We start from the raw sequence: 26,010 nt of genomic DNA on the forward strand, positions 1-26,010 counted from the left end.
CCTCCGGTTTACAGCTTGGCGTCGGCGGCCAGCTGTACGTAGGTCGGGTCAAAGCGCAGCTTGAGGTTGGCCTTGTCGCCGCGGGTCACGCCATTGGCGAACGTCATGCCGACCGCGTCGGTGCTCTTGGCGCCTTCGCCCAGCAAGCCGTGCTGGAACGAAAACTCGGCCACCTTGCCCATGGTCGCGGGCAGTTGTTCGCTGGTGGCGAAGCCCAGGGCTTCCTTGGGCGTGGCGAACAGCTTGGTGGTGTCCAGTTGCGCCTGGAAGCCGGCCAGGTCGGTGCCCGAGGCTTTCGCCATGTGTTCCAGCGCCGTCTTGCTCGCGGCGTTTTTTGCGTTCATCAGCGCCACCACTTCGAACCAGGCGCCGGTCAACGCTTTGCCCAGGGCGGGGTTGTCCTGGAGGGTCTGGGTGTTGACCACCATCATGTCCATGATCTCGCCGGGAACCTGGCTGGAGTTGAACACTTCGCTCACGCCTGGCTGGGCCTTGATGTCCGACAGCATCGGGTTCCAGGTGGTGACGGCCTTGACCTGGTCGGTGTTGAAGGCGGCAGAGATGTCGGCGTCGGAGGTGTTGACGACTTTCAAGTCTTTCTCGGCGAGACCAACCGAATCCAGGGCACGGGCCAGCAGGTAATGGGACACCGACAGTTCCACCAGATTGACGTCCATGCCCTTGAGGTCGGCGACTTTCTTGCCTTCGCCCTTGAGGACGATGCCGTCGTTGCCGTTGGAGAAGTCGCTGACGATCAGCGCGGTGCTGTCCACGCCACCGGCGGCGGGAATGGTCAGGGCGTCCATGTTGGTCATGGTGCAGCCGTCGAACTGACCGGCGGTGTACTGGTTGATGGATTCGACGTAATCGTTGAGCTGCACGACATCGATCTTGATGCCGTATTTTTTCGCCCATTTATCGACGATGCCTTGGCTACCGGCGTATTCCCAGGGCATCCAACCGGCGTAAATGGTCCAGCAGACGCTGAAGCGGTCTTTTTGGGCGGCGGCGGATGAGACGCTCGCGAGGGCCGAGAGGGCGGCGAGGAGCAGGGCGGACAGACGAAGCTTGAGCATGGTAATTCTCCAGTTGATCAAGGGCGGACAGGAGCAACGCGGCACCGCGAACGGTGGCTTGTCTCCCGGGCTTTTGTCCCGCCGTGTAACCTCAACTGGAGGTCGCCAACTCTCGGACCAGCCACTCGCCAGAAGCGAGCCGGAACCCTAGTCAGCCATTGCAAATTGTGGTGCCGCGAACCTGTGATGACTCCTGCACGGAGTTTGTTAAAGCGAGAGCCGTGCCAACTGGGGTCAAGGCCCGGCCCAGAGAGGGCGGGTGCCGCAAATCGGTGGCTGGGGACTGGCGGGGTGCGCAATTGTGGTGCCGCTGCGCACCGGCATGAGGCAAAGAGCTACATGTTTCAACTTATTGCTGGAGCGCACCAGATCTCGATTTCGCTGTCAGATTAATCGTCAGTCACCCAATAGATGACTGCCGCCCATCAGCGTCGCTGATGTGGCCCATTCGCGGTCCAGGAGGCCGCCATGTATCGACGACTGCTGCTCATTGCTTTTCTCGGTTTGACTCTTTCGGCATGCGTGCCTTATTACGACGGAGACTCGAGCTACTATCGTTCCGAGGTCTACACCTCACCGGCGCCGGTCTATTACAGTGGTGGCGGGAGTTATTATTCGGCTCCGCGTGGCTATTACGCCCCGCGGTATTACCAACCGGCGCCGCGCTATTACTCGGCACCGCGTTACTACCAACAAGGCCCACGCTACTACTCGCCACCGCGAGCGGCGTATCGGTCTTATCCGAATCGGGGTGGCTGGGACGGCCATAGCCGGGGCGGCTGGAATGATGACCGACGTGGTCGAGGCGGGCGTGATCATCGTGGACGCGGTGATTATGATCGTGGACGCGGCGATCACGATGGACGACGCAACCACCGCTGATCCCAGGGCAGAAAAAGGCGGCGCATCAAGCGCCGCTTTTTTATGTCTGCAATAACCCCGATGGGATAAGGCTTGTGGGAGCAAAGCTTGCTCGCGATGACAGGGGATCAGTCAGCCTCTCTGTGACTGGCATACCGCTATCGCGAGCAAGCTTTGCTCCCACAGATGTCACTCTCACAGAATGTCACATCTCACAGATGTCACTCTCACAGGGTATCACTCAGGTTCTTTATTCGTTGGACAAGTCCGCCAACGGATGCCGCCCCTCCCACGCCTTGTGAAAGTGCGCCTCGACCGCCGCTTCGGGCACATGGTTGATGTCCGGCCAGTGCCAACGGGGCTTGTGGTCCTTGTCGATCAGCCGCGCGCGCACGCCTTCGCTGAATTCCGGATGGCGGCAGCAGTTGAGGCTCAAGGTGTATTCCATCCGGAACACGCCGGCCAAGGACAAATGCCGGGCACGGGCGATCTGTTCCCAGACCAGATAAGCGGTCAAGGGCGAACCTTCGGTCATGGTCTTGGCGGCGCGGGCGATCAGCGGGTCCGAGTGGTCCACCAGCAGGCTGAGGGCTTTCCAGGCACATCGCACATCGCTGACATCCAGCCATTCATCGATTTTCTGCCGACGTGGCAGCCATTGGGCTTCGGGCATTTGGCCGACCGCTTCCTGTTGCAGGGCCTTGAGCAGGCTGTTGAGCTGCATCTCGGTCTGTTCCTGCCAATTGAGTTGCAGCAGGCCTTCGATCAGGTCGTCCTGTTGTTCATCCAGCAAAAAACGGTCGGCCAGGCCCAGGTCGATGGCGTCCCGGGCATTCATGTGGGCGCCGGTCAGGCCGAGAAACAGGCCGAGCTTGCCGGGCAGGCGCGACAGGAACCAACTGGCGCCGACGTCCGGGTACAGGCCGATGCTGATCTCCGGCATTGCCAGGCGACTGCTTGGTGTGACGATGCGGGTACTGGCGCCTTGCAGCAGCCCCATGCCGCCGCCCAGTACATAACCATGGCCCCAACACAGCAGGGGTTTGGGGTAGGTGTGCAGGTTGAAGTCCAAGCGGTATTCCGCCGCGAAGAATTGTGCAGCCAGCGGCGGCACTTCGCCGGGATGGGCACGGCAGGCTTCCACCAGGCTGCGCACTTCACCGCCGGCGCAAAATGCCTTGGCGCCATTGCCGCGCAATAACACACAAACGACCTGCGGCTCCCGGGCCCAGGCATCGAGACGTTCACGCAAGGCGTTGATCATCGGCAGGGACAAGGCGTTCAGGGATTTTTCGGCGTCCAGGGTGGCGATGCCGATACGGGCACCGTCTATGCCGGTGAGCTCTTCGAAGTGCAGATTCATCGTGACCTCGATCAGAAATTTGAATAATCAGTATGACCGCTACGCAGGAAAGTGCTGGTTCTGCGTCAGATCAATTGACAAGCCATGTCGGCTTTCCTAGGGTGCGCCCATTGTTTTTACCGGATGCAACCATGACTGCCGACGACCGTATCAAACTCGAACCGAGCTGGAAGCAGGCACTGCGTGCCGAGTTCGACCAGCCCTACATGGCAGAGTTGCGCGAATTCCTGCGTCAGGAATACGCCGCCGGCAAGGAGATTTATCCACCGGCACCGCTGATTTTCAATGCCCTCAATTCCACGCCGCTGGATAAGGTCAAGGTGGTGATCCTCGGCCAGGACCCGTACCACGGCCCGGGCCAGGCCCATGGCTTGTGCTTCTCGGTACAGCCGGGTGTGCCAGCGCCGCCGTCGCTGGTAAACATCTTCAAGGAATTGAAGCGCGACCTGAACATCGACATCCCGAATCACGGTTACCTGCAAAGCTGGGCCGAGCAGGGCGTGTTGCTGCTCAACACCACCATGACCGTGGAGCGTGCCAACGCCAACGCCCACGCAGGCAAGGGCTGGCAGCATTTCACCGACCGGGTCATCGAAGTGGTCAGCGAACACCAGCCGAACCTGGTCTTCCTGCTATGGGGCGCCCATGCCCAGGGCAAGCAGAAGCTGATCGACGCCACCAAGCATTTGGTGTTGACCTCGGTCCACCCGTCGCCGTTGTCGGCTTATCGGGGTTTTCTGGGGTGCGGGCATTTCAGTCGGGCCAACAAGTTCCTCGAGCAACATGGCGAGGCGCCCATTGATTGGCGATTGCCGCCGGTTTGATGCGCTAATCGGACGGCCCCTTCGCGAGCAGGCTCGCTCCCACATAAGGTCACACACCTCTTGTGGGAGCGAGCCTGCTCGCGATGAAGGCAACTCGGTCTACAAGTCCGAATCTGGCCTGCGCATCCAATACCTGAACAACGGCTCCGCCAGAAACAGCACGAACAACAACCGCATCACCTGCAACGCCGTCACCAAGGGCACCGACAGTTGCAACGTCTCGGCCGTCAGGCTCATTTCCGCGATGCCGCCGGGCATCATGCCCAGGGTCAGTGAACGCAGGTCCAGCTGGGTCAGGGTGCTCAGGCCCAAGGCCGCCAGGGTGGCGATCAGCATCGTCAACACCGTGCCGATCAGGGTACGCCCCATGAACGATGGCGCCCGGCGAAAGAACTGCCGGTTGAAATGACAACCCAATCCGCTGCCGATCAACCATTGACCGACCTGGCTGGCGCCATTGGGCAGGCCGATGTGCAGGTCCCAACCGACGCTCACCGCCGCACTGACCAGCAATGGCCCGAACAACCAGGGATTGGGTTGGCGCAAGCGCTCCCAGACCCAAGCGAGCAGGGCGCCCGCCGGGAACAGCATCGCCAGCCACAGCCAGTCCACTGTCGTGGCGTGTTGCAGCGGTGCGCCTTCGCCCAACAGGTACTTGAAGGCCGCCGGCACGCACAGCACCACCACCAGCACCCGCAGGCTCTGGCCCGCCGCAACACGACTGAGGTCCGCGCCGTTGCGGGCGCCGAGGTTGACCATTTCGCCGGAACCGCCCGGCATGCTCGAGAAGAAAGCCGTAGCGCGGTCCTCGCCGGTGCGACGCATCAGCCAGACACTCACCACGCTGGACACGCTGGTGATCAGCGCGCCGAAGAAGATCAGGCCGAAGTGGCCCAGGACCTGCTCCATCACCACCGGGGTGAAGTGCAGGCCGATGCCGATGCCCACCACCCATTGGCCGCATTTACGGCCGCCGGGGATTTCCATCAACTGCCACGGCGTAAGACAGCGCACCAGGATGATCGCCAGCAACGAGCCGACCATCCAGGGCAAGGGCCAGCCGATCAGGCTGGCCAGGTAACCGCCGGCCAGGCCGACCAGCGGTGTTCCCCACCATTGTCTGAATATCGCCTCAGACATTGGCCAGGGCGCGACGTTGTGCGGCGCGGCGACGCCAGATCCGTACCAGTGGCATGAACAGCATGATCGCTGTCAGGATCCAGCAGCCGAAGGTGATCGGGCTCGACCAGAGGATTTCCAGCGCACCGTTGGAAATCGACAGCGCACGCCGCAGGTTCTGCTCCATCAGGCCACCGAGGATGAAGCCCAGCAGCACCGGCGACAGCGGGAAATCCAACTTGCGCAGGATGTAACCGAAGATGCCGATACCGATCATCAGGAACAGGTCGAACGTGGTGGCATGCACCGCATAGACACCGATCCCGGTGATGATCGCGATGACCGGCACCAGCGCCCAGTTCGGCACGGCCAGGATCCGGGTGAAGATGCGGATCATCGGGATGTTGAGGATCACCAGCATGACGTTGGCGACGAACAACGACGCGATCAGGCCCCAGACGATGTCCGGTTGTTGCTGGAACAGCAGGGGGCCAGGAGTGATGTTGTACAGCGACAGCGCGCCGATCATCACTGCGGTGGTGCCCGAGCCGGGAACGCCGAGGGTCAGCATCGGCACCAACGCGCCGCAGGCTGCGCCGCCGATAGCGGTTTCCGGCGCCGCGAGGCCACGCTTGTCGCCTTGGCCGAACGTGCCACTGGTGCCAGCGATGCGTTTTTCAGTCATGTAGGCCACGGCACTGGCCAGGGTCGCGCCCGCGCCAGGCAATACGCCCATGATGAAACCCAGTACGCCGCAGCGGATGTTCACCCAGAACACCGATGCCGCTTCCTTGAAGTTGAACATCATCCGCCCGGTAGCTTTCACTGCCTCCTGGCCGCGATGGGTTTTTTCCAGCAGCAACAGGATTTCGCTGATAGAGAACAGGCCCAGCACCAGCACGACGAACTGGATGCCGTCGGTCAGATGGATGTTGTCACCGGTGAAGCGATAGACGCCGCTGTTGGCATCGATCCCGACGCAAGACAGGAACAGGCCGATCAGCGCCGCGATAAACGTCTTGAGCGGCCGGTCGCCGGCCATGCCGCCGAGGCAGACAATGGCGAACACCATCAGGACGAAATATTCCGCCGGCCCGAAGGCAATCGCCCATTTGGCCAGCAAGGGCGCGAACAACACCATGCCGCAGGTGGCGATGAACGCGCCGATGAACGAACTCCACGCCGACAGCGACAACGCCACGCCGGCCAGGCCTTGGCGGGCCATCGGGTAGCCGTCGAGGGTGGTCATCACGGTGGAGGCTTCACCCGGGATGTTGAGCAGGATCGAGCTGATGCGTCCGCCGTATTCGCAACCCAGGTACACCGCCGCCAGCAGGATCAGCGCCGATTCCGGCGGCAGCCCCAGGGCAAAGGCAATCGGGATCAGCAGCGCCACGCCGTTGATCGGGCCCAGGCCCGGCAGCAGGCCGACCACGGTGCCGATCAGGGTGCCGGTCAGTGCCGTGACAAGGTTGTAGGGGGTCAGTGCAACGCCAAAACCCTGGCCGAGATAATTCAGGGTATCCATATCAATTCTCCAGGACGTCGAGCAGGCCCAGGGGCAGCGGCACGTCCATCAGCTTGTCGAACAACAGATAAAGACCGATGGCCATCAGGCTGATGATCACCACGCTCGGCACCCAGCGACCGCCATACAGGCGCGCCATCGGCACGCCGATCAGGATGCTGGCAAGGATGAAGCCCAGGGGTTCGAAGGTCCCGGCGAAGACCAGCAGCAGCACCACGCAGATACCGATTTTCTGCAAGGTCTCGCGGTCCAGGTGCGGGTCTTCGTCGCTGTGCACGACGGGCGTGGGCCGAAACAGCATGTACAGCAGCGCCAGGCCCATCAGCCCCAGGATCAGCAGGGGAAAGGCGCGAGGGCCGACCGGTTCGTAGGAAAAGGCGGCCTGATAGGGCCAGGCCATCAGCGCCAGGCCGATACAGACCAGCAGCAGCACTGCGGCAAAAATACGTTGGATGGTGAGCATGACTAACTCCTGGGCGACGCCGGCAGTGCCGGCGCCGCCGCGAGAACAGAGACGGTTACTGGATCAGGCCGAACTCTTTGGCCAGCACCTTGTAATCAGCCACTTGTTTCTTCACATAGGCATCCAGTTCCGGGCCGGTCATGGCAAACGGGAACAGCTCGCGCTGGTCGCGCAGCTTGGCGAACTCTTCGGAAGCCAGCAGTTTGTCGAAAGCGTCTTTCCACCAGGCGTAGTCTTCATCGCTGACCTTCGGCCCGAGGTAGAAGCCACGGACCACTGGCCAGAGGATGTCGTAGCCTTGTTCGCGAGCGGTCGGGATGTCTTTCATTTCCGGCTCGTCCAGGCGTTTATCGGAGAACACCGCCAACAGACGCATGTCACCACTCTGGATGTGCGGCATGGAGTCGGAAATGTCCGTACTGCCGACCTGAATATGACCGCCGAGCAAGGCAGTGGCGATTTCACCGCCGCCTTCGAGTGCCACGTAGCGCAGTTTGCGCGGGTCGATGCCGGCAGCCTTGGCGATCAGGGCGGTTTGCATCCAGTCCTGGCTGCCGACGGTGCCGCCGGAGCCGATCACCACCGAGCCTGGATCTTTCTTCAGGGCCTGTACCAGGTCGTCGAGGTTCTTGTAGGGCGAATCGCTCTTCACCGCGATGGCGCCGTAGCTGGTACCAACGGCCGCGAGCCAGCGCACGGCGTTTTCATCGAAACGACCGAACTTGCCTTGCGCCAGGTTCAACAGCGAACCGCTGGACCAGGCGACCAGCGTACCGCCGTCGGCTGGACGTTGGGCGACCACTGCGTTGTAGGCCACCGCGCCGACACCGCCGGGCATGTAGGTCACCCGCATGGGTTTGGTCAGCAGTTTCTGGTTCACCAGCGCGCTTTGCGCCAGTTTGCACGTCAGGTCGAAACCGCCGCCCGGTGCCGCCGGAGCGATGCATTCGGGGCGTTTGGGCTCTTTGGATGGATCAGCGGCGAGCAACTGCCCGGCGAACATGAGGCATCCGGCGGCCAGGGCTACTTTACGCAGTGATAGGTTCATTATTGTCTCCACAGGAGTTGTTGTTGTGTGTTGCCAATTGGGTGCTGCCGGATCCTCGCGGACCCGGCAGCCTTCGGTTACCAGAGCGCGACGCTATAGCTGACCAGCAGACGCATTTCATCGGCATCGCGGGCTGAATAATTGGAACGATAGGTCGCGTTGCGCAGGCGTACGGCAACGTCCTTGAACGTGCCGCTTTGCACCACGTACTTGATCTCGCTGTTGCGTTCCCATTCCTTGCCGCTGTCGCCATTGCGCAGCGAGATGTTGTCGCCGCTCACGTAGCGACTCATGAAGCTCAGCCCCGGGATCCCCAGCTTGCCGAAGTCATAGTCGTAGCGCGCCTGCCAGGAACGCTCGTCGGCTTCGGCGAAATCGTTGATCTGCACGAAGTTCACCAGGTACGGGTCACTGCCATCGACATAAGGGAAGGCACTGTCACCGGACATGTGCTGGTAACCGGCGCTGATCTTGTGGCCGCTCAAAGCGTAGCTCACCAAGCCATTGAGGGACTTGTTGTCGATCTGGCCGCCGCGGGCCGCGCCCTGGTCATCACTGATCGCCAGGCGCAGGTCGGTGCTGAACGTACCGGGGCCGATGGCATGGGAGGAGACCAGACCGAGGAAGTGCTGGTTGTAGACTTCGCTGAGCTGGGCGAAGTGATAACGGCCGGTGATCTTGTCGGTGAACTTGTAGTCAAGGCCGCCAAAATTGAAGTGTTCGCCGGCCACGCTGCCGGTGAAGCGGCCGTTCTTGTTGTTGAGGGCGATGTCCTCGTAGTTGGTGTCGTTGCGATCCTTGGCGTTGTTCAAGCGACCGCCGGTGAAGGTCAGGTTCTTGATTTCGTTGGAGGTCAACAAGCCGCCTTCGAAGGTCTGCGGCAGGATGCGCCCGTCGTTGGGCTTGAGGATCGGCAGTTCTGGAATCAGGCTGCCGATTTTCAGTTCGGTGGCGGAGATCTTCACCTTGCCGGTCAGGCCCAGCTTGGAGTATTCGTCAGCGGCGCGACCGTCATCGTGGGTGGGTAACAGGCCGGAGCCGGTACGGTCCGGGCTGGAGTCGAGCTTGACCCCGAGCATCCCCAATGCATCGATGCCAAATCCCACGGTGCCTTCGGTATAGCCCGATTGCAGGTTGAGCATGAACCCCTGGGCCCATTCGTCGCGTTTGGATTGCTGCGCGCTGGTGCCGTCGCGAAAGTCGCGGTTGAAATACATGTTGCGGGTTTCGAAGGTTGCCGTACTGTCTTCGATGAAGGCAGCCTGGCTCATCGGCGAAAATCCAGCGAGGGCGGCGGCACTGGCCAGGGCGGTCTGGTTGAAGCGGGAAAGGCGAGCAGGCGCTGGGGCCTGGGGCTGCATGGACAGCATGGTGGTACTCCGCTTTATTGTTCTTATTTGGCGAAAACGCTTCGAGGCGTTTTTCGTTCGCGATGTGCGTCGCGACGGCAGTCGAAACTGTCCGTGGGAGGACTCTAACGGCCCAACCTTTCGCTAACCTTTCAAAAGCTTTCAGCGTGTTTTTTGCCTTCACAGTGGCGGACGCGGCTGTAAACTCCGCGTCAAAGAATGGCGTCGGCCATCCCTGAATCGAGGAATACCCCATGCGTGTCCTGCTCGTCGAAGACCATCTGCAGCTCGCCGAAAGCGTTGCCCAAGCGCTCAAGAGCACCGGTTTGACCGTGGACGTGTTGCACGACGGCGTCGCGGCCGACCTGGCCTTGAGCAGCGAGGAATACGCCGTGGCGGTCCTGGATGTCGGGCTGCCGCGCATGGACGGTTTCGAGGTGCTGGCGCGTCTGCGGGCCCGTGGCAAAACCTTGCCGGTGCTGATGCTGACCGCTCGCAGTGACGTCAAGGACCGCGTCCATGGCCTGAACCTCGGCGCCGACGATTACCTGGCCAAGCCATTCGAGCTCACTGAGCTGGAGGCCCGGGTCAAGGCCCTGTTGCGCCGTAGCGTGCTGGGCGGCGAACGCCAGCAACGTTGTGGCGGGCTGGTCTATGACCTGGACACCCGTCGCTTTACCCTCGACGATGAACTGTTGACCCTGACGTCCCGCGAGCAAGCCGTGCTGGAGGCGTTGATTGCCCGGCCGGGGCGGGTGATGAGCAAGGAGCAACTGGCGGCCCAAGTGTTCGGCCTGGACGAGGAGGCCAGCCCCGACGCCATCGAAATCTACGTCCATCGCTTGCGCAAGAAGCTCGATGGTCATGCGGTGGCGATCGTGACGTTCCGCGGCCTGGGCTACCTGCTGGAAAATCGTAATGCATAAGCCCGACAGCCTGCGCTGGCGGCTGCTTCGCAACCTCGCGCTGCTGCTGGTGGTATTGATGCTCGCCAGCGGCTTGAGCGCCTACTGGAACGGTCGCGAGGCTGCCGACACCGCCTACGACCGGACCCTGCTGGCCTCGGCCCGGACCATCGCCGCAGGCCTTTCGGCGCGTGACGGCAGCCTCAGCGCGGATGTGCCCTACGTGGCCCTGGATACTTTCGCCTACGACAGCGCCGGACGTATTTATTACCAGGTCAATGACATCGACAAGAAGCTGATTTCCGGCTACGAAAACCTCCCCGGTCCGCCGCCCGGCACGCCGCGCACGGACGATTACCCAGCCCTGGCGCGCTTCTATAACGCCCAGTACCAGGGCCAGAACGTGCGGGTGGTGAGCCTGCTCAAGGCCGTGAGCGAGCCGAACATGAACGGCATGGCGGAAATTCGTGTAGCGGAGACTGAAGAGGCGCGGGTCAGCATGGCCCGCGGGCTGATGGCCGACACGCTGTTGCGCCTGGGCATGCTGGCCGTGGGCGCGCTGCTGTTGGTGTGGTTTGCAGTCAGCGCGGCGTTGCGCCCGCTGGAGCGCTTGCGCACGGCGGTGGAGGAGCGCCAGTCGGACGATCTGCGGCCGTTGCCGCTGGTGGAAGTGCAGCACGAATTATGGCCGCTGGTGCGGGCCCTCAACCATTTCACCGAGCGTCTGCGCGGGCAATTCGAGCGTCAGGCGCAGTTCATCGCCGATGCCGCCCATGAACTGCGCACGCCCTTGGCCGCGCTCAAGGCGCGTCTTGAGCTGGGCTTGCGTGCCAGTGAACCGGCGACCTGGCGTGAAACCCTGGAAATCGCGGCCCAGGGCACTGACCGGCTAACCCACCTGGCTAACCAACTGCTGTCCTTGGCGCGTGTGGAAAACGGCGCCCGGGCCATTGCCGAGGGTGGCGCGCAGTTGCTTGATCTCAGTCAGTTGGCCCGTGAATTGGGCATGGCCATGGCCCCGCTGGCCCATGCCCGAGGGGTGGCGCTGGCCCTGGAAGCCGACGAGCCGGTGTGGCTGCGGGGCGAGCCGACCTTGTTGAACGAGTTGTTGAGCAACCTGGTGGACAACGCCCTGGCCCATACCCCATCGGGCGGTAATGTAATCCTGCGGGTTTCTGCGCCAGCCGTGCTGGAAGTCGAAGACGATGGCCCCGGCATTCCGCTGCACGAGCGGGACCGGGTGTTCGAGCGCTTCTATCGACGCAACCAGCAAGTGGCCGGTTCGGGGCTGGGATTGGCGATCGTCGGCGAAATCTGCCGTGCGCACCTGGCGCAGATCACCTTGCACGATGGGCAGGAACGCGGGTTGAAGGTGCGGGTGAGTTTTATCCCGGGCGCAGACTGATCCTGTGGGAGCAAGGCTGCACGCGATGATGGCGACACGGTCTTTATATAAAACGAGGCGCCTGTTTCACGAGCAAGCTTTGCTCCCACAAATCCTGTTGCCACAGGTCACAGATTCAGGCTTGACTACGAGTTCGTAGGTGTCCGACCTGCTTAATAGAACATCGACCGCGCTTCTTCGATATCCGCGCAGCGGGCTTTGTTCTCCGGGTCGATGCCCAGTTTTTTGAAGGCCGGAACGCCGAACACGTCAATCTTGCTCAGGGGATGGTCGGTGTCCTTGTAGCAGTACAGCGCTGCAACCTGCACCAGGTCGACATAATCGATTTGCTTGGAATCCCGAGTGAAATCCAGATACAGCCCCGGCAGCTTCACCAACCGCTCCGGAAACTCCCAGACGCTGAGCAGTTTGTCCCCCAGCACCGGGTGAATCGTTTCGATGACGTGGTTGAGGCTGACCGGGTCCGACAGCAATTCATTATTGTCTTGCGCATACGTCAGGATCGGCAACACGCCGATCTGGTGCACCAGTCCACCCAGCGCGGCCTGGTCGGGCTTGAGTTGGGTGTAGCCGCGACACAGCGCATAGCTGACGCCGGCGATCTCCAGGCTCTTACGCCAGACTTCGCGCATCTTCAGCTCCACCACTTCCGAGCGGGCATGGAAAATCTGCTCCATGACCAGGCCGATGGCCAGGTTGCTGCTGTAGTTGACGCCCAATCGAGTGATGGCCGTGTGCAGGTCGGTGACTTCCTGGGTGGCGCGCAGCAGTGGGCTGTTGACCACCTTTATCAGGCGTGCCGAGAGGGCCGTATCGCGGCCGATCACTTTGCTCAGGTTGCTGACGCTGATTTCCGGGTCTTCGGCGGCCCGGCGAATCTGCAGGGCCACTTCCGGTAATGTTGGCAGAACCAAGTCATCGTTATCGATGGCTTGCACCAAATCCCGTTGGACCTTATCCGCCAAATCGCTCATTTCGGTTCTCTAGGGTATTGCGGCAAATGCTGCGATCAGCGCTGGATTTCGCGGTCGCGATCCAGTTCGTAAGGCAGGTCCAACAGTTGAAGGCGTGGGCCTTCCAAGGTACCGAGGTGCAAATTGTTGTCTTCTGCTGCTTCGGCCTGCAATACCGCCAGCAGTTCAATGTTCCCCTCGCCGCGGGCGGCAATCACCACTTCGCCGATGGAACTGCCATGCGTGGGGGAGAACAGTGCTGTGCCGGGCTCCGGCAGTTCGCTGGCGTCCAACTGCAGGCGATACAGGTGTCGCTTGAGCTTGCCCAGGTATTGCATGCGAGCGACGATTTCCTGGCCGGTGTAGCAGCCTTTCTTGAAACTGACGCCGCCGACGGCTTGCAGGTTGAGCATCTGTGGGATGAACAGTTCGCGGGTGGCCGGCATGACCTGGCCGATCCCGGCGCGGATCTGGCCCAGCAGCCAGGGGTTCAGGTCCGTCTCGGCCAATTCCGCGCCCAGGCGGGTTCGCAGTGTCTGGGCCTGTTCGGCGGGTGCCCACAATTCGGCGCGACCGGGAGATACGCGGATGGCGATCAAGGCTTCATGGCGAGCCACGCTGTCGGTGTCGCTCGGCAGTTCGAGGCCCAGGCCGGCCAGCGCCTTGTCGGCGTTTTCCAGGCCGAAGCGAACCCAGGTGGCGCTTTCGTCGGTGAGCTTGGATTTGGAGAACACGGCATATTTTTTCAGGTCGGCCAGTTGCGGTTCGAGCAATTCGGTGGCCATGGCCATCAATACGCCGTCGCCTTCGAGCAGGATGCGGAAGCTCGATTGCATCCGGCCTTTCTGGGTGCAGCGGGCGCCGAGGCTGGCCCGGCTGTCACTCAGGTAGTCGAGGTTGCAGGTCAATTGGCCTTGCAGGAATTTACTGGCATCCACGCCGCGGACCGCGAGGACGCCTTCGTGGGACAGGGTGCAGAAAAAAGCGGAATCAGCCATGGGTCATCGCAGGGTAAAAGGTCTGGTGGACATCATAAGGGGGCGCCCTTGAAATGGGTAGTTCACAAAGGATCGGTGGTGCCCGACCAAAGCTGTCTGTTCCGCTGCGGCGGGGCCTGTATACTTGCGCTCTATTTGAGGAGCGCTCCATGGTCGAAGATGTTGAACTGAATCGCCTCTACTGGCACAGCCGCCGCGGCATGCTTGAGCTGGACGTGTTGCTGGTGCCATTCGTCAAAGAGGTTTATCCCCATCTCAATGAAGTGGACCGCGCGTGTTATGTCCGCCTGCTCGAATGCGAGGATCAGGACATGTTCGGTTGGTTCATGGAGCGCAGCGAATCCGAAGACCCCGAGTTGCAGCGCATGGTCCGGATGATTCTGGACCGTGTCCAGCCCAAGTAATCGCTTCGAATGCCGCTGGCAGGCCTCCGGGCAACTGCTGGCGGCCTATCTACTGGCCCAGGTGTTCGCCCTGGGTTCGTTGTTCCTGTTGTCCGTCCCATCCTGGTTCGCAGCGCTTGGCATCGTATTGTGCCTGGCCCATGGCGCCTGGGTGATCCCCCGATATGTAGTACTGACCCATCGCCGGGCTTTCTGCGGGTTGCGTCGTAATGCCGCTGGCTGGCAACTCTGGAGCCGGGCCGATGGCTGGCGCGCTGTGCAGTTGCGCCCCGATAGCCTGGCGCTGCCGATGATCGTCGTGCTGCGCTTTCGCGTGCAGGGTGAACGGCGGGTCCGCTCGCTGTGTGTGCCGCGCGACGCGCTGGCGCCGGATGTCCATCGGCGCCTGCGGGTACAGCTCAGGTTCAGTCGGCGTAGGTGGGCGGCACCAGGATAGTGTCCAGTGCCTCGGGCAGCAGGTTCGGGTAGTCTAGCGTGTAATGCAGCCCCCGGCTTTCCTTGCGCTCCATGGCCGAGCGAATCATCAGCTCGGCCACCTGGGCCAGGTTGCGCAGCTCGATCAGGTCGCGGCTGACTTTGTAGTTGCTGTAGAACTCGTCGATTTCATCCAGCAGCAAGCGCACCCGATGTTGTGCCCGTTGCAGGCGCTTGTTGGTGCGTACGATGCCCACGTAGTCCCACATGAATCGCCGCAGTTCGTCCCAGTTGTGCGCGATGATCACATCTTCGTCCGAATCGGTGACCTGGCTGGCGTCCCACGAAGGCAGGGCGGCTGGAACGGCAATCTGCGGCAATTGCGCCAGGATGTCTGCCGCCGCCGAGCGGGCGTAGACGAAACATTCCAGCAGCGAGTTGCTGGCCATGCGGTTGGCGCCGTGCAGGCCGGTGAAGCTGGTTTCGCCAATGGCATACAGGCCCGGCACGTCGGTGCGGCCCTGTTGGTCGACCATCACGCCGCCGCAGGTGTAATGCGCCGCCGGCACCACCGGGATTGGCTGCTTGGTGATGTCGATGGAAAACTCCAGGCAGCGTTCGTACACCGTCGGGAAGTGGCTCTTGATGAACGCTTCGGGCTTGTGGCTGATGTCCAGGTAAACGCAATCGATACCCAGGCGCTTCATTTCGTGGTCGATGGCCCGGGCAACGATGTCGCGCGGTGCCAGTTCGGCGCGCGGATCGAAGCGCTGCATGAAGCGTTCGCCGTTGGGCAGCTTCAAGTGTGCCCCCTCGCCACGCAGGGCTTCGGTGATCAGGAAGCTCTTGGCCAGCGGGTGATAGAGGCAGGTAGGGTGGAACTGGTTGAACTCCAGGTTCGCCACCCGGCAACCCGAACGCCAGGCCATGGCGATGCCATCGCCGCAGGCGCCGTCGGGGTTGCTGGTATACAGGTAGACTTTCGCTGCGCCGCCGGACGCCAGGATGACGAAGCGCGCGCCGTAGGTGTCGACTTCACCGGTACCGCGATTGAGCACGTAGGCACCGAGGCAGCGATCGCCGTCCAGGCCCAGGCGTTTTTCGGTGATCAGATCGACCGCGACGCGCTGTTCCAGCAGTTCGATGTTCGGCCGCTGTCGCGCTTGGGCGAGCAGGGTCTTGAAGATCGCCGCACCGGTGGCGTCGGCCGCATGGATGATGCGCCGATGGCTGTGACCGCCTTCGCGCGTCAGGTGGAACTCGAAACCGCCGTCTTCGGTGCCCGATTGTTCGTCACGGGTAAACGGCACACCCTGGTCGATCAGCCACTGGATGGCTTCCCTGCTATGTTCCACGGTGAAACGCACCGCCTGTGGATTGCACAGGCCACCGCCGGCGTTGAGGGTGTCCTCGACATGGGATTCAATGGTGTCGGTATCGTCCAGCACGGCTGCGACACCGCCCTGGGCCCAGAAGGTCGAACCGTTGGCCAGGTCGCCCTTGCTCAGTACTGCAATGCGCAAATGCGCCGGCAAAGTCAGTGCAAGGCTCAATCCGGCGGCTCCGCTGCCGATTACCAGAACATCGTGTTGAAACTGTTGGCTCATTCGAATGGTTTCCGCTCAAGGCGACCCGGGTCGGGGTTGGCGCAAGACACCGCTTCAGCGGGTCAGGCAGCCACGCAGCCCACTAGTATATAGAGGGGGGGATCGGCACAATAGCCGGGCGTTCATGGCAATGTGAAACCAGCGTGACAGAAAAGCGACACGCTTCGTCGGATCGCCGTTTTTGGTACAACGTCGATAAGGCCGCCGTTTCGAGGACAGAACGCTGTTTATCTCGTCATGGTTGCCTGATATTCAGTGTACAGCGCTATAAATAGTGGGAACTTTTGCCAAGCGCCTACGTTCAATAGACGGTTGTCTGCAAAAGGGAGCAGCATCGGGTTGGTGCAAGATTTCGATTGGAGTCTCTGCCGTCAGGCCCGGTGACAGATTATTCGCGCAGCCGGGGAATCTCCTGCTGCGTTTTTCGTGCGTGCCGAGATCAGAGCGCGCCGGAAACTTGCTTGGAAGGGGGAGAACTTTTGCGAAAAGCCCGAGTCTATGTTTGCAAGCCCGGTCAATTAGTAATGCAAGCCTCCTTCGAGCTTATCGAGGAGTGTTCATGCTAACCCAGGAAGAGGATCAGCAGCTGGTCGAGCGCGTCCAACGCGGCGACAAGCGAGCTTTCGATCTGCTAGTGCTTAAATACCAGCACAAAATTCTCGGGTTGATCGTGCGTTTCGTGCACGACACCCATGAAGCGCAGGATGTCGCTCAGGAAGCCTTCATCAAGGCCTACCGCGCACTTGGAAATTTTCGCGGGGACAGCGCGTTTTATACGTGGCTTTACCGCATCGCCATCAACACGGCGAAAAACTATCTGGTTTCACGCGGCCGTCGGCCGCCGGATAGCGATGTAAGTTCTGAAGATGCCGAGTTCTATGATGGCGATCATGGCCTCAAGGATCTCGAATCACCAGAACGTGCGTTGCTGCGGGATGAGATCGAAGGCACCGTCCATCGAACCATCCAGCAACTGCCCGAAGATTTGCGTACGGCTTTAACTTTACGCGAGTTCGACGGTCTGAGTTACGAAGACATTGCGAGCGTCATGCAATGTCCTGTAGGCACCGTGCGCTCCCGGATCTTCCGCGCCCGGGAGGCCATTGATAAAGCCCTGCAACCTTTGTTGCAGGAAAACTAGAGACAGCGGCGACAGCCAAGAGAGGAACGCCATGAGTCGTGAAGCCCTGCAGGAATCGCTGTCCGCAGTGATGGATAACGAAGCGGACGAACTGGAATTGCGTCGGGTATTGAATGCCTTCGACGATGTTGAAACCCGTGAGACCTGGGCTCGTTACCAGATCGCCCGGGCCGTGATGCACAAGGACTTGTTGCTTCCACGCCTGGACATCGCTGCGGCCGTTTCCGCTGCATTGGCTGACGAAGCCGTACCGGCAAAAGCTTCTCGCGGACCATGGCGCAGCCTGGGTCGCCTGGCAGTAGCCGCTTCGGTCACCGTGGCTGTACTGGCCGGTGTGCGCCTGTACAACCAGGATGAGATTGCCGGCGTGCAGATGGCGCAGCAGTCCAACCAGCCAGGCCTGGTCGCTCCACAGGTCAAGGGCCCAGCGGTACTGGCCGGCTACAGCGAAGGCTCGGAAACCGCAGGCCCGATGGTCAATGGTGTTCTGCAAGGCCAACCTGGCTGGCATGATCAGCGTCTGCCCAACTACCTGCGTCAGCATGCTCAGCAAGCTGCCCTGAAAGGTACTGAAAGCGCGCTGCCTTACGCCCGTGCAGCCAGCATGGAAAACCGTTAATTAAGGAAAACCATTGCGCGCCATACCTCTATTCACGCTGCTGCTTGGTGGCTGGTGTGTGATTCCAGCCCATGCTGATGAGGCTCAGGATTGGTTGAACCGCCTGAGTCAAGCCGAGCAACAGCAGAGCTTCCAGGGCACTTTCGTTTACGAGCGCAACGGTAGTTTTTCTACCCATAACATCTGGCATCGCGTCCAGGATGGCAAAGTCCGCGAGCGGTTACTCCAGCTCGACGGCTCGGCACAGGAAGTCCTGCGCATTGATGGGCATACTCAATGCGTCAGTGGCTCCTTGATCGCGGGGCTGGGCAATACGCCTGACGGCACCTCACGTACGCTCGATCCGCAAAAACTCAAGAATTGGTATGACCTGGCCGTCATTGGCAAGTCGCGCGTGGCTGGACGCCAAGCGGTCATTGTATCGTTGACGCCCAAGGATCAGCATCGCTATGGCTTCGAGCTGCACCTGGACAAAGAGACCGGCCTGCCGCTCAAGTCCTTGTTGCTCAATGACAAGGGCCAGTTGCTCGAACGTTTCCAGTTCACCCGCTTGAACGTCGCTGCGCCGACAGACGGTGATCTGCAAGCCAGCGCCGAATGCAAGGCTGTTGCGCAGGATTCCGCCAAGGTCGTCGCGGTGAAAGCCGCCTGGCACTCGGACTGGCTTCCGCCTGGCTTCGAACTGTCCAGCAGTGTCGTGCGCAAGGACCCGGACACCCAGGTCCAGGTCAACAGCTTGATGTACGACGATGGCCTGGCGCGCTTTTCGGTGTTCCTGGAGCCGTTGAACGGTGCCAACGCCACCGATACCCGTACTCAGCTCGGCCCGACGGCTGCCGTCTCGCGTAGGCTGACGACGCCTCAGGGTGAGATGATGGTTACGGTGGTCGGAGAGATTCCTATCGGTACGGCGGAACGGATTGCGCTTTCCATGCGCTCCGACGTCACGGCGACTCAATAGCCTGCTGGCTGCGGGGGGATTCGATTGCGCAAGAGGCTGATGACGCCGGGGCTTGATCGAAATGCCGAAACTTCCTGTCAGCATTTTCATTTGCAAAAACCCAGCTTTTTTTCTATAGGTCAGAGCCGCTCGGCCCTGGCCTTGTCTGTTTCCGGAACAAAAATACCGGCGTATCTTTTCCTGGTATTCCTTGCTCCATATCGCTTAACCATGCTCGTCGTAACGGGAGCCGTATGTCGATACCACGCTTGAAAACCTATCTCTCCATCCTTGCCACCGTGCTTGTGCTCGGCCAGGCCGTTCCTGCCGTGGCGGTCGAGTTGCCCGACTTTACGCAATTGGTCGAGCAGGCTTCGCCCGCTGTAGTGAACATCAGCACGACCCAGAAACTGCCGGATCGCCGCGTATCGGACCAGCAGATGCCGGACCTGGAAGGTTTGCCACCGATGCTGCGTGAGTTCTTCGAGCGCGGCATGCCGCAACAACCACGTTCCCCCGGCGGTGGTCGCCAGCGCGAAGCGCAATCCCTGGGGTCGGGCTTCATCATTTCGCCTGATGGCTACATCCTGACCAACAACCATGTGATCGCCGATGCCGACGAAATCCTGGTACGCCTGGCCGATCGCAGCGAGCTCAAGGCCAAGCTGATCGGCACCGATCCACGTTCCGACGTGGCGCTGTTGAAAATCGAAGGCAAGGATCTGCCCGTGCTCAAGCTGGGCAAATCCCAGGACCTGAAAGCCGGCCAATGGGTCGTGGCCATCGGCTCGCCGTTCGGCTTCGACCACACCGTGACCCAGGGTATTGTCAGCGCCATCGGTCGCAGCCTGCCGAACGAAAACTATGTGCCGTTCATCCAGACCGACGTGCCGATCAACCCGGGTAACTCCGGTGGCCCGCTGTTCAACCTCGCGGGTGAAGTCGTCGGCATCAACTCCCAGATATATACCCGTTCGGGTGGCTTCATGGGCGTGTCCTTCGCGATTCCGATCGACGTTGCCATGGACGTGTCCAACCAATTGAAAAGCGAAGGCAAGGTCAGCCGTGGCTGGTTGGGCGTGGTCATCCAGGAAGTGAACAAGGACCTGGCCGAGTCGTTCGGGCTGGAAAAACCGGCCGGTGCGCTGGTGGCGCAGATCCAGGAAGGTGGCCCGGCTGCCAAGGGCGGCCTGCAAGTGGGTGACGTGATCCTGAGCATGAATGGTCAGCCGATCGTCATGTCCGCCGACCTGCCGCACTTGGTGGGCGCCCTCAAGGCCGGTGCCAAGGCCAATCTGGAAGTGATTCGTGAAGGCAAGCGCAAGAACGTCGAATTGACCGTCGGCGCCATTCCTGAAGAAGGCAAGGAGTTGGATTCGCTGCCCAAGTCTGGCGTCGAGCGCAGCAGCAACCGTCTGGGCGTGGCGGTGGCCGAGCTGACCGAAGAGCAGAAGCGTACCCTGGAGCTTCAGGGCGGTGTGGTGATCAAGGAGGTGCAGGAGGGACCTGCCGCCCTGATCGGCCTTCAGCCGGGCGACATCATTACGCACCTGAACAACCAGGCCATCGGCTCCGCCAAGGAGTTCACCGACATCGCCAAGGCGCTGCCGAAGAATCGTTCGGTCTCGATGCGGGTCCTGCGTCAGGGGCGTGCAAGCTTCATCACCTTCAAGCTGGCCGAATGACCGGCTAGCGGCTCAATAAAAAACCGCCTCGAGAGAGGCGGTTTTTTATTGTCTGGCAAATGCTCAGCCCATCATGTCCTTGACCATGCGTTCCTGCTCCATGAGTTCCCGCTGCCGGGCATCGATGCGTGACGACAGGGGGAAATTGGTGCCGGCGCGCCGTTTGGCGAAGTCCAGCTGCTGAATGGCCTGACGGTAGTCGCCCACCAGTGCGAAGTACTCGGCACGGGCCTGATGCAGGCCGATGATATTGCCCGACAGCCCGCGGGTCTCGGCCACCATGTACCAGACGTCCGGATCGTCCGGGCGGGTCTTGAGCAAGGATTCCAGGGCCTTCTCGGCATCGGCGGGGCGGTTCTGCTTGAGCAGCAGATCGACGCGTACCTGGTTGAGCGGATAGTTGCCCGGGTATTGACTCAGCATCCGGTCGACGCGCGATTGAGCGTCGGCCAGTTTGTTGCTGGTGATGTCCAGGTCCACCTGGGCGAGGTTGTAGATGATCTCGTTGGGCGATTTGGCCAGCAACGGCTTGAGGTTCTCCCGTGCTTCATTCAACTGGCCACCCTTGATTTGCGCGATCGCCAGGCCATAGCGCGCCACGTCGTTCTTCGGGTTCTCATCCAGCTGCGCCCGGAAACGCTTGGCGCCCAGGCCCGGGGTTTCTTCATAGATCAACTGGACCCGTGCACGAATCAGTTGATAGCGCACGCTGTCCTCGATGCCGCCCGGCCTGGCCTGTTCGGCGCGGTTGCGAGTGTCGGCGATCCGCGATTCGGTCACCGGGTGAGTCAGCAGGAATTCCGGGGGCCTGGCGTCGAACCGGTATTGGCGCATCAGGCGCTCGAACATGGTCGGCATGGACCGCGGGTCGTAGCCGGCTTTCTCGAGGTTCTGGATGCCGATGCGGTCGGCTTCCTGTTCGTTCTGGCGCGAGAAACGCCGTTGTTCCTGGATGGCCGCGGCCTGGGTCCCGGCGATGGCCGCGATCCCGGCGTCACCGCCACCGGCGGCGGCAATCACGATGCCGGCCAGCAGCGCGGCCATCATCGGCACCTGCATGCGCTGCTGGGCTTCGACGCCGCGGGCGAAGTGGCGTTGTGACAAGTGCGCCAGTTCGTGGGCCATGACCGAGGCGTATTCGCCTTCGGTCTGTGCATTGAGGAACAGGCCGCCGTTGACCCCGACGATTCCACCAGGTGCGGCGAAGGCGTTGAGCTGCGGGCTGTTGATCAGGATGAACTCCAGGCGTCGGTCGTTGACCTGGCTGGTTTCCACCAGTTTATAGACGCTGGATTCGACGTAGTCCTTGAGCTGTGGGTCGTTGAGCTGTGAAACCTGGCTGCGCAGCAGGGCCAGCCAGGCGCGACCCAGTTGGTGCTCCTGTTCTGGCGAGACGATGGCAGAACTGGCGTCGCCAAGTGACGGCAGGTCGTCGGCGAAGCCCGGTGAGGCAAGCAGGCAAGCGAGCGTCAGCAGGGTGGGGCGCAGAAATGTCATGCACGAAGCCTTAGTCGACAAAGACCTTACTGTAGCCGGACACCGGGCCCGGGACCAGATATTCTAGGCCGCTCAACGATCTGCCGCGGAGTGAACCCATGACTGATGCTGTAGCCCACGATGCCGAACTGGACGCCAGCGGCCTGAACTGTCCGTTGCCGTTGCTCAAGGCCAAGCTGGAACTCAATCGCCTGGCCAGCGGCAGTGTGCTCAAGGTGATCGCCACGGATGCGGGTTCGCAGCGTGATTTCCGCACCTTCGCCCGATTGGCTGGTCATACGCTGCTGCATGAAGAAGACGATAACGGCGTCTACCGTTACTGGCTGAAAAAGGCCTGAAAACCGACAGCGTCTCTTAAGGATTTTTAATGTTCAAAGTGTTACGCGACTGGATCCAGCGCTACTTCTCCGATGAAGAAGCTGTGGTCCTGGCAGTGCTGCTATTCCTGGCCTTTACCGCCGTGCTCACCCTGGGCGGCATGCTGGCGCCGGTGCTGGCGGGGATGGTGCTGGCGTACCTGATGCAAGGTTTGGTCACGACCCTGGAGCGCTTGCGGTTGCCGGGTGCGGTGGCGGTGGGCTTGGTGTTCGCCCTGTTCATGGGCTTGTTGTTGGTGTTCATAATCGTGATCGTGCCGCTGCTCTGGCACCAGTTGGTGACGCTCTTCAACGAGTTGCCGGGGATGCTTGCCAAATGGCAGTCCGTGCTGTTGCTGTTGCCCGAGCGTTATCCGCACCTGGTCTCCGACGAGCAGGTGTTGCAAGCCATTGAAGTCGTGCGCGGCCAGATCGGCAAGTTCGGCCAGTGGGCGCTGACGTTTTCGCTGTCCAGCCTGCCGCTTTTGGTCAACATCATGATTTACCTGGTGCTGGTGCCGATCCTGGTGTTTTTCTTCCTCAAGGACCGGGAAATGATCGGCCGTTGGGTCCGTGGCTACCTGCCGCGTGAGCGGGCGCTGATTACCCGGGTGGCCCAGGAGATGAATCGCCAGATCGCCAACTACATTCGCGGCAAAGTCATCGAGATTTTTATCTGCGGTGGCGTGACCTACATCGGCTTCGTCGCCCTGGGACTCAATTACGCCGCCTTGCTGGCGCTGCTGGTGGGCATCTCAGTGGTGGTGCCTTATGTCGGCACCGTGGTGGTGACCGTGCCGGTGGCCTTGATTGCGCTGTTCCAGTGGGGCTGGAGCGATCAGTTCATCTACCTGATGGCGGTCTACGGGATCATCCAGACGCTGGACGGCAACGTGCTGGTCCCGCTGCTGTTCTCCGAGGCGGTGAACCTGCATCCGGTGGCGATCATCTGTGCGGTGCTGCTGTTTGGCGGGCTGTGGGGGTTCTGGGGGGTGTTCTTCGCGATTCCCCTGGCGACCCTGTTCAAGGCGGTGCTGGATGCGTGGCCGAGCAAGGAGCCGGTGGTGGCGCCGTTGTTGTAGCTCTTTGAATAATGGTAGGGCTTATGCCCTCATCGCGAGCAGGCTCGCTCCCACAGAGGATCTATGGTGTTTAATAGAACCCTGTGGGAGCGAGCCTGCTCGCGATAGCGCCAGGACAGGCAGTGAAAGATTCAGGCCTTGTTGAGTGCCTGAGCCGCCGCCAGCACCGCATCCACATGCCCCGGCACCTTCACGCCGCGCCATTCCTGGCGCAGCACGCCGTTCTTGTCGATCAGGAATGTGCTGCGATCAACGCCCAGGTATTCCTTGCCATAGAGCTTTTTCAGCTTGATCACATCGAACAGCTGGCAGACGGCCTCGTCCTTGTCACTGATCAGCTCGAACGGGAATTCCTGTTTGCACTTGAAGTTCTCGTGGGACTTGAGACTGTCCCGGGAGACGCCGAACACTTCGGTGTTGGCGGCCTGGAACTGCGCATACTGGTCCCGAAAACCCTGGCCTTCGGTGGTGCAGCCCGGGGTGCTGTCCTTGGGGTAGAAGTAGATCACCACCTGCTTGCCCTTGAGGGCGGCGAGGTTGACGGTCTGCCCGCTGGTGGCGGGTGCCTGGAAATCGGTAACCGGCTGGTCGACTGCAACGGCCATGAACGCTTCCTTACATTGGGTTTTGTGGGCGCCACGGTTCGATCAGGGCATCCAGGTTCATCGCATCGGCGAAATCCAGGAACTGATCGCGCAGCCAACTGATCTGGGTGCCGGCCGGCAGGGTCACGGTGAACGTGGCATTGAGCATGGTGCCGCCGGTCTGCGGGGCCTGGTAGGTGTCGCAGGTCAGGTTTTCCAGCTCGACGTGGTGGTCCATGAAGAACTGGCACAGCTCGTTGATGATGTCCGGACGGTAGGCCGAGCTCACGTAGGCCACGTAGGGCAGGGCCTGGGGACGGTTCTCCAGCGCGGCGCTACGCACCACGTTGACGGTGAAGGCATGCTTCTTGGCCAGCACCGGCAGGCTGCCTTCCAGGCGAGCCAGGGCGTCCCAGCTGCCGGAGATCTCGAGCACGAGCGCACTGCATTCGCCATGACGGGTCAGGCGTGAGGTCACGACGGCGCAGCGATTTTCATGGCTGGCGCGGCACAGGACGTTAGTCAGCTCCATGGGGTTGGCGCCAAGGGCACTGATAACAAGGAATTGTTCGCGGACTGTGGGGGTGGACATGCAGCATTCCTAAAGCGATGAGCGGTCGGTACTTTTGCCGCTCGACACAGCGCCAGGCCCGGAAAAACGAACGGCTCAAGCCTTGTGCCCAGGGTTGCGCTGCATTCCGCGACAGCAGGAATGCACCAGGACAAACCCGGGATCGGGGCTTGCGGCGACGAAAACGGAGGCTGGAAACCGGCGTATGAGCTTGTCGGTACCGATCAAAGCCTGAAGGGTAGCGAAAACCATCGCCAAGGGGAATGGTAGTTCGCTTGTACAAGCATCTTGGCGCCAGTACCATTACCGCTCTCTTTTTCCGGCAGGAGCGGTTTCATGATTGCGGGCAGTATGGTGGCACTGGTCACACCCATGGATGCACAAGGGCATCTTGACTGGGCCAGCCTCAGCAAACTCGTGGACTTCCACCTTGAGAACGGCACCCATGCCATTGTCGCCGTCGGTACCACCGGCGAGTCGGCAACCCTCGACGTCAATGAGCACATCGAAGTCATCCGTGCCGTGGTCAAGCAGGTCAACGGTCGCATTCCCGTCATCGCCGGCACCGGCGCCAACTCGACCCGCGAGGCCGTCGAGCTGACCCGCAACGCCAAGGAAGCCGGTGCCGACGCCTGCCTGCTGGTCGTCCCGTACTACAACAGGCCGACCCAGGAAGGCTTGTACCAGCACTTCAAGCACATTGCCGAAGCCGTCGACATCCCGCAGATCCTCTATAACGTTCCCGGTCGTACCTCCTGCGACATGCTGGCCGAGACCGTGATCCGCCTGTCCACGGTGCCGAACATCATCGGTATCAAGGAAGCCACCGGCGACATGAAGCGCGCCAAGGCCATTCTCGATGGCGTGAGCAAGGACTTCATCGTGCTGTCCGGCGATGATCCGACCGCGGTCGAGCTGATCCTGATGGGTGGCAAGGGCAACATTTCCGTCACCGCCAACGTTGCCCCACGCGAAATGGCCGACCTGTGCGAGGCGGCGCTCAAGGGCGACGCCGAGACTGCACGGGCAATCAACGAAAAACTGATGCCGTTGCACAAGGACCTGTTCATCGAAGCCAACCCGATTCCGGTGAAGTGGGCCTTGGTTGAAATGGGCCTGATGCACGAAGGCATCCGCTTGCCACTGACCTGGCTGAGCACCCCCTGTCAAGAACCGCTGCGGCAGGCCATGCGCCAGTCCGGCGTCCTGGTTTAATTG

26 protein-coding genes and 1 riboswitch are annotated in these 26,010 nt (G+C 61.3%); of the genes, 13 read left to right on the plus strand and 13 right to left on the minus strand.

The window, feature by feature from the left end:
• Positions 1–8: 8 nt before the first annotated feature.
• Positions 9–1,076, minus strand: a complete 1,068-nt coding sequence (locus ASC85_RS13795; protein ID WP_057449732.1) for a putative urea ABC transporter substrate-binding protein — start codon at positions 1,074–1,076, stop codon at positions 9–11.
• A gap of 60 nt (positions 1,077–1,136) precedes the next feature.
• A riboswitch (guanidine-I (ykkC/yxkD leader) is annotated at positions 1,137–1,238 on the minus strand.
• A gap of 306 nt (positions 1,239–1,544) precedes the next feature.
• Here ASC85_RS13795 and ASC85_RS33105 point away from each other — a divergent pair.
• Positions 1,545–1,958 carry a hypothetical protein gene (locus tag ASC85_RS33105; RefSeq protein ID WP_082534378.1) on the plus strand — a complete coding sequence of 138 codons (414 nt, stop codon included), beginning with the start codon at positions 1,545–1,547 and terminating at the stop codon, positions 1,956–1,958.
• Positions 1,959–2,187: 229 nt separating this feature from the next.
• Here ASC85_RS33105 and ASC85_RS13800 read toward each other — a convergent pair whose 3' ends face one another.
• Positions 2,188–3,300 carry an enoyl-CoA hydratase/isomerase family protein gene (locus ASC85_RS13800; protein ID WP_057449733.1) on the minus strand — a complete coding sequence of 371 codons (1,113 nt, stop codon included), beginning with the start codon at positions 3,298–3,300 and terminating at the stop codon, positions 2,188–2,190.
• 131 nt (positions 3,301–3,431) lie between these two features.
• On the opposite strand from ASC85_RS13800, the gene ung reads away from it, so the two are divergent.
• On the plus strand, positions 3,432–4,124 hold the full coding sequence (ung, locus tag ASC85_RS13805) for a uracil-DNA glycosylase (RefSeq protein ID WP_057449734.1): 693 nt from the start codon (positions 3,432–3,434) through the stop codon (positions 4,122–4,124).
• A gap of 99 nt (positions 4,125–4,223) precedes the next feature.
• Here the strand turns inward: ung and ASC85_RS13810 are convergent, their stop codons facing one another.
• The 5 genes from ASC85_RS13810 to ASC85_RS13830 form a co-directional block, all read right to left on the minus strand.
• Positions 4,224–5,264, minus strand: coding sequence for an AbrB family transcriptional regulator (locus ASC85_RS13810; protein WP_057449735.1), 1,041 nt, complete (start codon positions 5,262–5,264; stop codon positions 4,224–4,226).
• The gene (locus ASC85_RS13815) at positions 5,257–6,771 is read right to left on the minus strand and encodes a tripartite tricarboxylate transporter permease (protein WP_057449736.1); all 1,515 of its coding nucleotides are present in this window, start codon (positions 6,769–6,771) and stop codon (positions 5,257–5,259) included. The genes ASC85_RS13810 and ASC85_RS13815 overlap by 8 nt, the downstream gene beginning before the upstream one ends.
• 1 nt (position 6,772) lies before the next feature.
• On the minus strand, positions 6,773–7,234 hold the full coding sequence (locus tag ASC85_RS13820) for a tripartite tricarboxylate transporter TctB family protein (RefSeq protein ID WP_057449737.1): 462 nt from the start codon (positions 7,232–7,234) through the stop codon (positions 6,773–6,775).
• Positions 7,235–7,289: 55 nt separating this feature from the next.
• Positions 7,290–8,282, minus strand: a complete 993-nt coding sequence (locus ASC85_RS13825; RefSeq protein ID WP_057449738.1) for a Bug family tripartite tricarboxylate transporter substrate binding protein — start codon at positions 8,280–8,282, stop codon at positions 7,290–7,292.
• Between the two features lie 77 nt (positions 8,283–8,359).
• Positions 8,360–9,652, minus strand: a complete 1,293-nt coding sequence (locus tag ASC85_RS13830; protein WP_057449739.1) for an OprD family porin — start codon at positions 9,650–9,652, stop codon at positions 8,360–8,362.
• A 233-nt stretch (positions 9,653–9,885) separates the two neighbouring features.
• Between ASC85_RS13830 and ASC85_RS13835 the strand changes: the two genes are divergently transcribed.
• Positions 9,886–10,557: a response regulator gene (locus ASC85_RS13835; protein ID WP_003198779.1), complete on the plus strand. Its 672-nt coding sequence runs from the start codon at positions 9,886–9,888 to the stop codon at positions 10,555–10,557.
• Positions 10,550–11,941: a sensor histidine kinase gene (locus ASC85_RS13840; RefSeq protein WP_057449740.1), complete on the plus strand. Its 1,392-nt coding sequence runs from the start codon at positions 10,550–10,552 to the stop codon at positions 11,939–11,941. The genes ASC85_RS13835 and ASC85_RS13840 overlap by 8 nt, the downstream gene beginning before the upstream one ends.
• A 152-nt stretch (positions 11,942–12,093) precedes the next feature.
• On the opposite strand, the gene ASC85_RS13845 is transcribed toward ASC85_RS13840, so the two are convergent.
• A complete protein-coding gene (locus tag ASC85_RS13845; RefSeq protein WP_057449741.1) occupies positions 12,094–12,915 on the minus strand; it encodes an HDOD domain-containing protein in 822 nt (273 codons plus the stop codon).
• A gap of 35 nt (positions 12,916–12,950) precedes the next feature.
• Positions 12,951–13,892: a CAF17-like 4Fe-4S cluster assembly/insertion protein YgfZ gene (gene ygfZ, locus ASC85_RS13850; RefSeq protein WP_057449742.1), complete on the minus strand. Its 942-nt coding sequence runs from the start codon at positions 13,890–13,892 to the stop codon at positions 12,951–12,953.
• A 149-nt stretch (positions 13,893–14,041) separates the two neighbouring features.
• Here ygfZ and ASC85_RS13855 point away from each other — a divergent pair, with 149 nt between their 5' ends.
• Positions 14,042–14,296 carry an FAD assembly factor SdhE gene (locus ASC85_RS13855; protein WP_003184348.1) on the plus strand — a complete coding sequence of 85 codons (255 nt, stop codon included), beginning with the start codon at positions 14,042–14,044 and terminating at the stop codon, positions 14,294–14,296.
• Complete coding sequence (locus ASC85_RS31200; RefSeq protein WP_082534379.1) at positions 14,280–14,732, plus strand: protein YgfX; 453 nt, start codon at positions 14,280–14,282, stop codon at positions 14,730–14,732. Before ASC85_RS13855 ends, ASC85_RS31200 begins: the two co-directional genes overlap by 17 nt.
• Here the strand turns inward: ASC85_RS31200 and nadB are convergent.
• Entirely contained in the window at positions 14,701–16,317 is a 1,617-nt protein-coding gene (gene nadB / locus ASC85_RS13865; protein WP_057449744.1) for an L-aspartate oxidase, read from the minus strand. The genes ASC85_RS31200 and nadB overlap by 32 nt on opposite strands.
• A 559-nt stretch (positions 16,318–16,876) precedes the next feature.
• Between nadB and rpoE the strand changes: the two genes are divergently transcribed.
• The 4 genes from rpoE to ASC85_RS13885 all read left to right on the plus strand — a co-directional run bounded on the left by rpoE (position 16,877) and on the right by ASC85_RS13885 (position 20,702).
• Positions 16,877–17,458, plus strand: a complete 582-nt coding sequence (rpoE, locus tag ASC85_RS13870; RefSeq protein WP_003172477.1) for an RNA polymerase sigma factor RpoE — start codon at positions 16,877–16,879, stop codon at positions 17,456–17,458.
• Positions 17,459–17,489: 31 nt separating this feature from the next.
• Positions 17,490–18,077: a sigma-E factor negative regulatory protein gene (locus tag ASC85_RS13875; protein ID WP_057449745.1), complete on the plus strand. Its 588-nt coding sequence runs from the start codon at positions 17,490–17,492 to the stop codon at positions 18,075–18,077.
• A 13-nt stretch (positions 18,078–18,090) separates the two neighbouring features.
• Complete coding sequence (locus tag ASC85_RS13880) at positions 18,091–19,038, plus strand: MucB/RseB C-terminal domain-containing protein (protein ID WP_057449746.1); 948 nt, start codon at positions 18,091–18,093, stop codon at positions 19,036–19,038.
• Positions 19,039–19,271: 233 nt separating this feature from the next.
• On the plus strand, positions 19,272–20,702 hold the full coding sequence (locus ASC85_RS13885; RefSeq protein ID WP_057449747.1) for a DegQ family serine endoprotease: 1,431 nt from the start codon (positions 19,272–19,274) through the stop codon (positions 20,700–20,702).
• A 63-nt stretch (positions 20,703–20,765) separates the two neighbouring features.
• Here the strand turns inward: ASC85_RS13885 and ASC85_RS13890 are convergent, their stop codons facing one another.
• Positions 20,766–22,199, minus strand: a complete 1,434-nt coding sequence (locus ASC85_RS13890) for a M48 family metalloprotease (protein ID WP_057449748.1) — start codon at positions 22,197–22,199, stop codon at positions 20,766–20,768.
• A gap of 98 nt (positions 22,200–22,297) precedes the next feature.
• On the opposite strand from ASC85_RS13890, the gene ASC85_RS13895 reads away from it, so the two are divergent.
• A complete protein-coding gene (locus ASC85_RS13895) occupies positions 22,298–22,537 on the plus strand; it encodes a sulfurtransferase TusA family protein (RefSeq protein WP_003198801.1) in 240 nt (79 codons plus the stop codon).
• Positions 22,538–22,566: 29 nt separating this feature from the next.
• On the plus strand, positions 22,567–23,637 hold the full coding sequence (locus ASC85_RS13900) for an AI-2E family transporter (RefSeq protein WP_014337033.1): 1,071 nt from the start codon (positions 22,567–22,569) through the stop codon (positions 23,635–23,637).
• A gap of 131 nt (positions 23,638–23,768) precedes the next feature.
• On the opposite strand, the gene ASC85_RS13905 is transcribed toward ASC85_RS13900, so the two are convergent.
• Together ASC85_RS13905 and ASC85_RS13910 are read right to left on the minus strand one after the other, a co-directional pair.
• Positions 23,769–24,242: a peroxiredoxin gene (locus ASC85_RS13905; protein ID WP_057449749.1), complete on the minus strand. Its 474-nt coding sequence runs from the start codon at positions 24,240–24,242 to the stop codon at positions 23,769–23,771.
• Positions 24,243–24,252: 10 nt separating this feature from the next.
• Positions 24,253–24,813 carry a glycine cleavage system protein R gene (locus ASC85_RS13910; protein ID WP_003184325.1) on the minus strand — a complete coding sequence of 187 codons (561 nt, stop codon included), beginning with the start codon at positions 24,811–24,813 and terminating at the stop codon, positions 24,253–24,255.
• A 315-nt stretch (positions 24,814–25,128) separates the two neighbouring features.
• Here ASC85_RS13910 and dapA point away from each other — a divergent pair, with 315 nt between their 5' ends.
• Positions 25,129–26,007, plus strand: a complete 879-nt coding sequence (dapA, locus tag ASC85_RS13915; RefSeq protein WP_003198806.1) for a 4-hydroxy-tetrahydrodipicolinate synthase — start codon at positions 25,129–25,131, stop codon at positions 26,005–26,007.
• Positions 26,008–26,010 lie beyond the last annotated feature (3 nt).

Origin of the sequence: Pseudomonas sp. Root401 (assembly GCF_001425105.1) — a bacterium.
Classification (GTDB): domain Bacteria; phylum Pseudomonadota; class Gammaproteobacteria; order Pseudomonadales; family Pseudomonadaceae; genus Aquipseudomonas; species Aquipseudomonas brassicacearum.

What these genes read in the sequence shown, in the direction of transcription:
- ASC85_RS13795 (WP_057449732.1), bottom strand. Translation starts at nt 1,076, where the DNA reads ATGCTCAAGCTTCGTCTGTCCGCCCTGCTCCTCGCCGCCCTCTCGGCC.
- ASC85_RS33105 (WP_082534378.1), top strand. Translation starts at nt 1,545, where the DNA reads ATGTATCGACGACTGCTGCTCATTGCTTTTCTCGGTTTGACTCTTTCG.
- ASC85_RS13800 (WP_057449733.1), bottom strand. Translation starts at nt 3,300, where the DNA reads ATGAATCTGCACTTCGAAGAGCTCACCGGCATAGACGGTGCCCGTATC.
- ung (WP_057449734.1), top strand. Translation starts at nt 3,432, where the DNA reads ATGACTGCCGACGACCGTATCAAACTCGAACCGAGCTGGAAGCAGGCA.
- ASC85_RS13810 (WP_057449735.1), bottom strand. Translation starts at nt 5,264, where the DNA reads ATGTCTGAGGCGATATTCAGACAATGGTGGGGAACACCGCTGGTCGGC.
- ASC85_RS13815 (WP_057449736.1), bottom strand. Translation starts at nt 6,771, where the DNA reads ATGGATACCCTGAATTATCTCGGCCAGGGTTTTGGCGTTGCACTGACC.
- ASC85_RS13820 (WP_057449737.1), bottom strand. Translation starts at nt 7,234, where the DNA reads ATGCTCACCATCCAACGTATTTTTGCCGCAGTGCTGCTGCTGGTCTGT.
- ASC85_RS13825 (WP_057449738.1), bottom strand. Translation starts at nt 8,282, where the DNA reads ATGAACCTATCACTGCGTAAAGTAGCCCTGGCCGCCGGATGCCTCATG.
- ASC85_RS13830 (WP_057449739.1), bottom strand. Translation starts at nt 9,652, where the DNA reads ATGCTGTCCATGCAGCCCCAGGCCCCAGCGCCTGCTCGCCTTTCCCGC.
- ASC85_RS13835 (WP_003198779.1), top strand. Translation starts at nt 9,886, where the DNA reads ATGCGTGTCCTGCTCGTCGAAGACCATCTGCAGCTCGCCGAAAGCGTT.
- ASC85_RS13840 (WP_057449740.1), top strand. Translation starts at nt 10,550, where the DNA reads ATGCATAAGCCCGACAGCCTGCGCTGGCGGCTGCTTCGCAACCTCGCG.
- ASC85_RS13845 (WP_057449741.1), bottom strand. Translation starts at nt 12,915, where the DNA reads ATGAGCGATTTGGCGGATAAGGTCCAACGGGATTTGGTGCAAGCCATC.
- ygfZ (WP_057449742.1), bottom strand. Translation starts at nt 13,892, where the DNA reads ATGGCTGATTCCGCTTTTTTCTGCACCCTGTCCCACGAAGGCGTCCTC.
- ASC85_RS13855 (WP_003184348.1), top strand. Translation starts at nt 14,042, where the DNA reads ATGGTCGAAGATGTTGAACTGAATCGCCTCTACTGGCACAGCCGCCGC.
- nadB (WP_057449744.1), bottom strand. Translation starts at nt 16,317, where the DNA reads ATGAGCCAACAGTTTCAACACGATGTTCTGGTAATCGGCAGCGGAGCC.
- rpoE (WP_003172477.1), top strand. Translation starts at nt 16,877, where the DNA reads ATGCTAACCCAGGAAGAGGATCAGCAGCTGGTCGAGCGCGTCCAACGC.
- ASC85_RS13875 (WP_057449745.1), top strand. Translation starts at nt 17,490, where the DNA reads ATGAGTCGTGAAGCCCTGCAGGAATCGCTGTCCGCAGTGATGGATAAC.
- ASC85_RS13885 (WP_057449747.1), top strand. Translation starts at nt 19,272, where the DNA reads ATGTCGATACCACGCTTGAAAACCTATCTCTCCATCCTTGCCACCGTG.
- ASC85_RS13890 (WP_057449748.1), bottom strand. Translation starts at nt 22,199, where the DNA reads ATGACATTTCTGCGCCCCACCCTGCTGACGCTCGCTTGCCTGCTTGCC.
- ASC85_RS13895 (WP_003198801.1), top strand. Translation starts at nt 22,298, where the DNA reads ATGACTGATGCTGTAGCCCACGATGCCGAACTGGACGCCAGCGGCCTG.
- ASC85_RS13900 (WP_014337033.1), top strand. Translation starts at nt 22,567, where the DNA reads ATGTTCAAAGTGTTACGCGACTGGATCCAGCGCTACTTCTCCGATGAA.
- ASC85_RS13905 (WP_057449749.1), bottom strand. Translation starts at nt 24,242, where the DNA reads ATGGCCGTTGCAGTCGACCAGCCGGTTACCGATTTCCAGGCACCCGCC.
- ASC85_RS13910 (WP_003184325.1), bottom strand. Translation starts at nt 24,813, where the DNA reads ATGTCCACCCCCACAGTCCGCGAACAATTCCTTGTTATCAGTGCCCTT.
- dapA (WP_003198806.1), top strand. Translation starts at nt 25,129, where the DNA reads ATGATTGCGGGCAGTATGGTGGCACTGGTCACACCCATGGATGCACAA.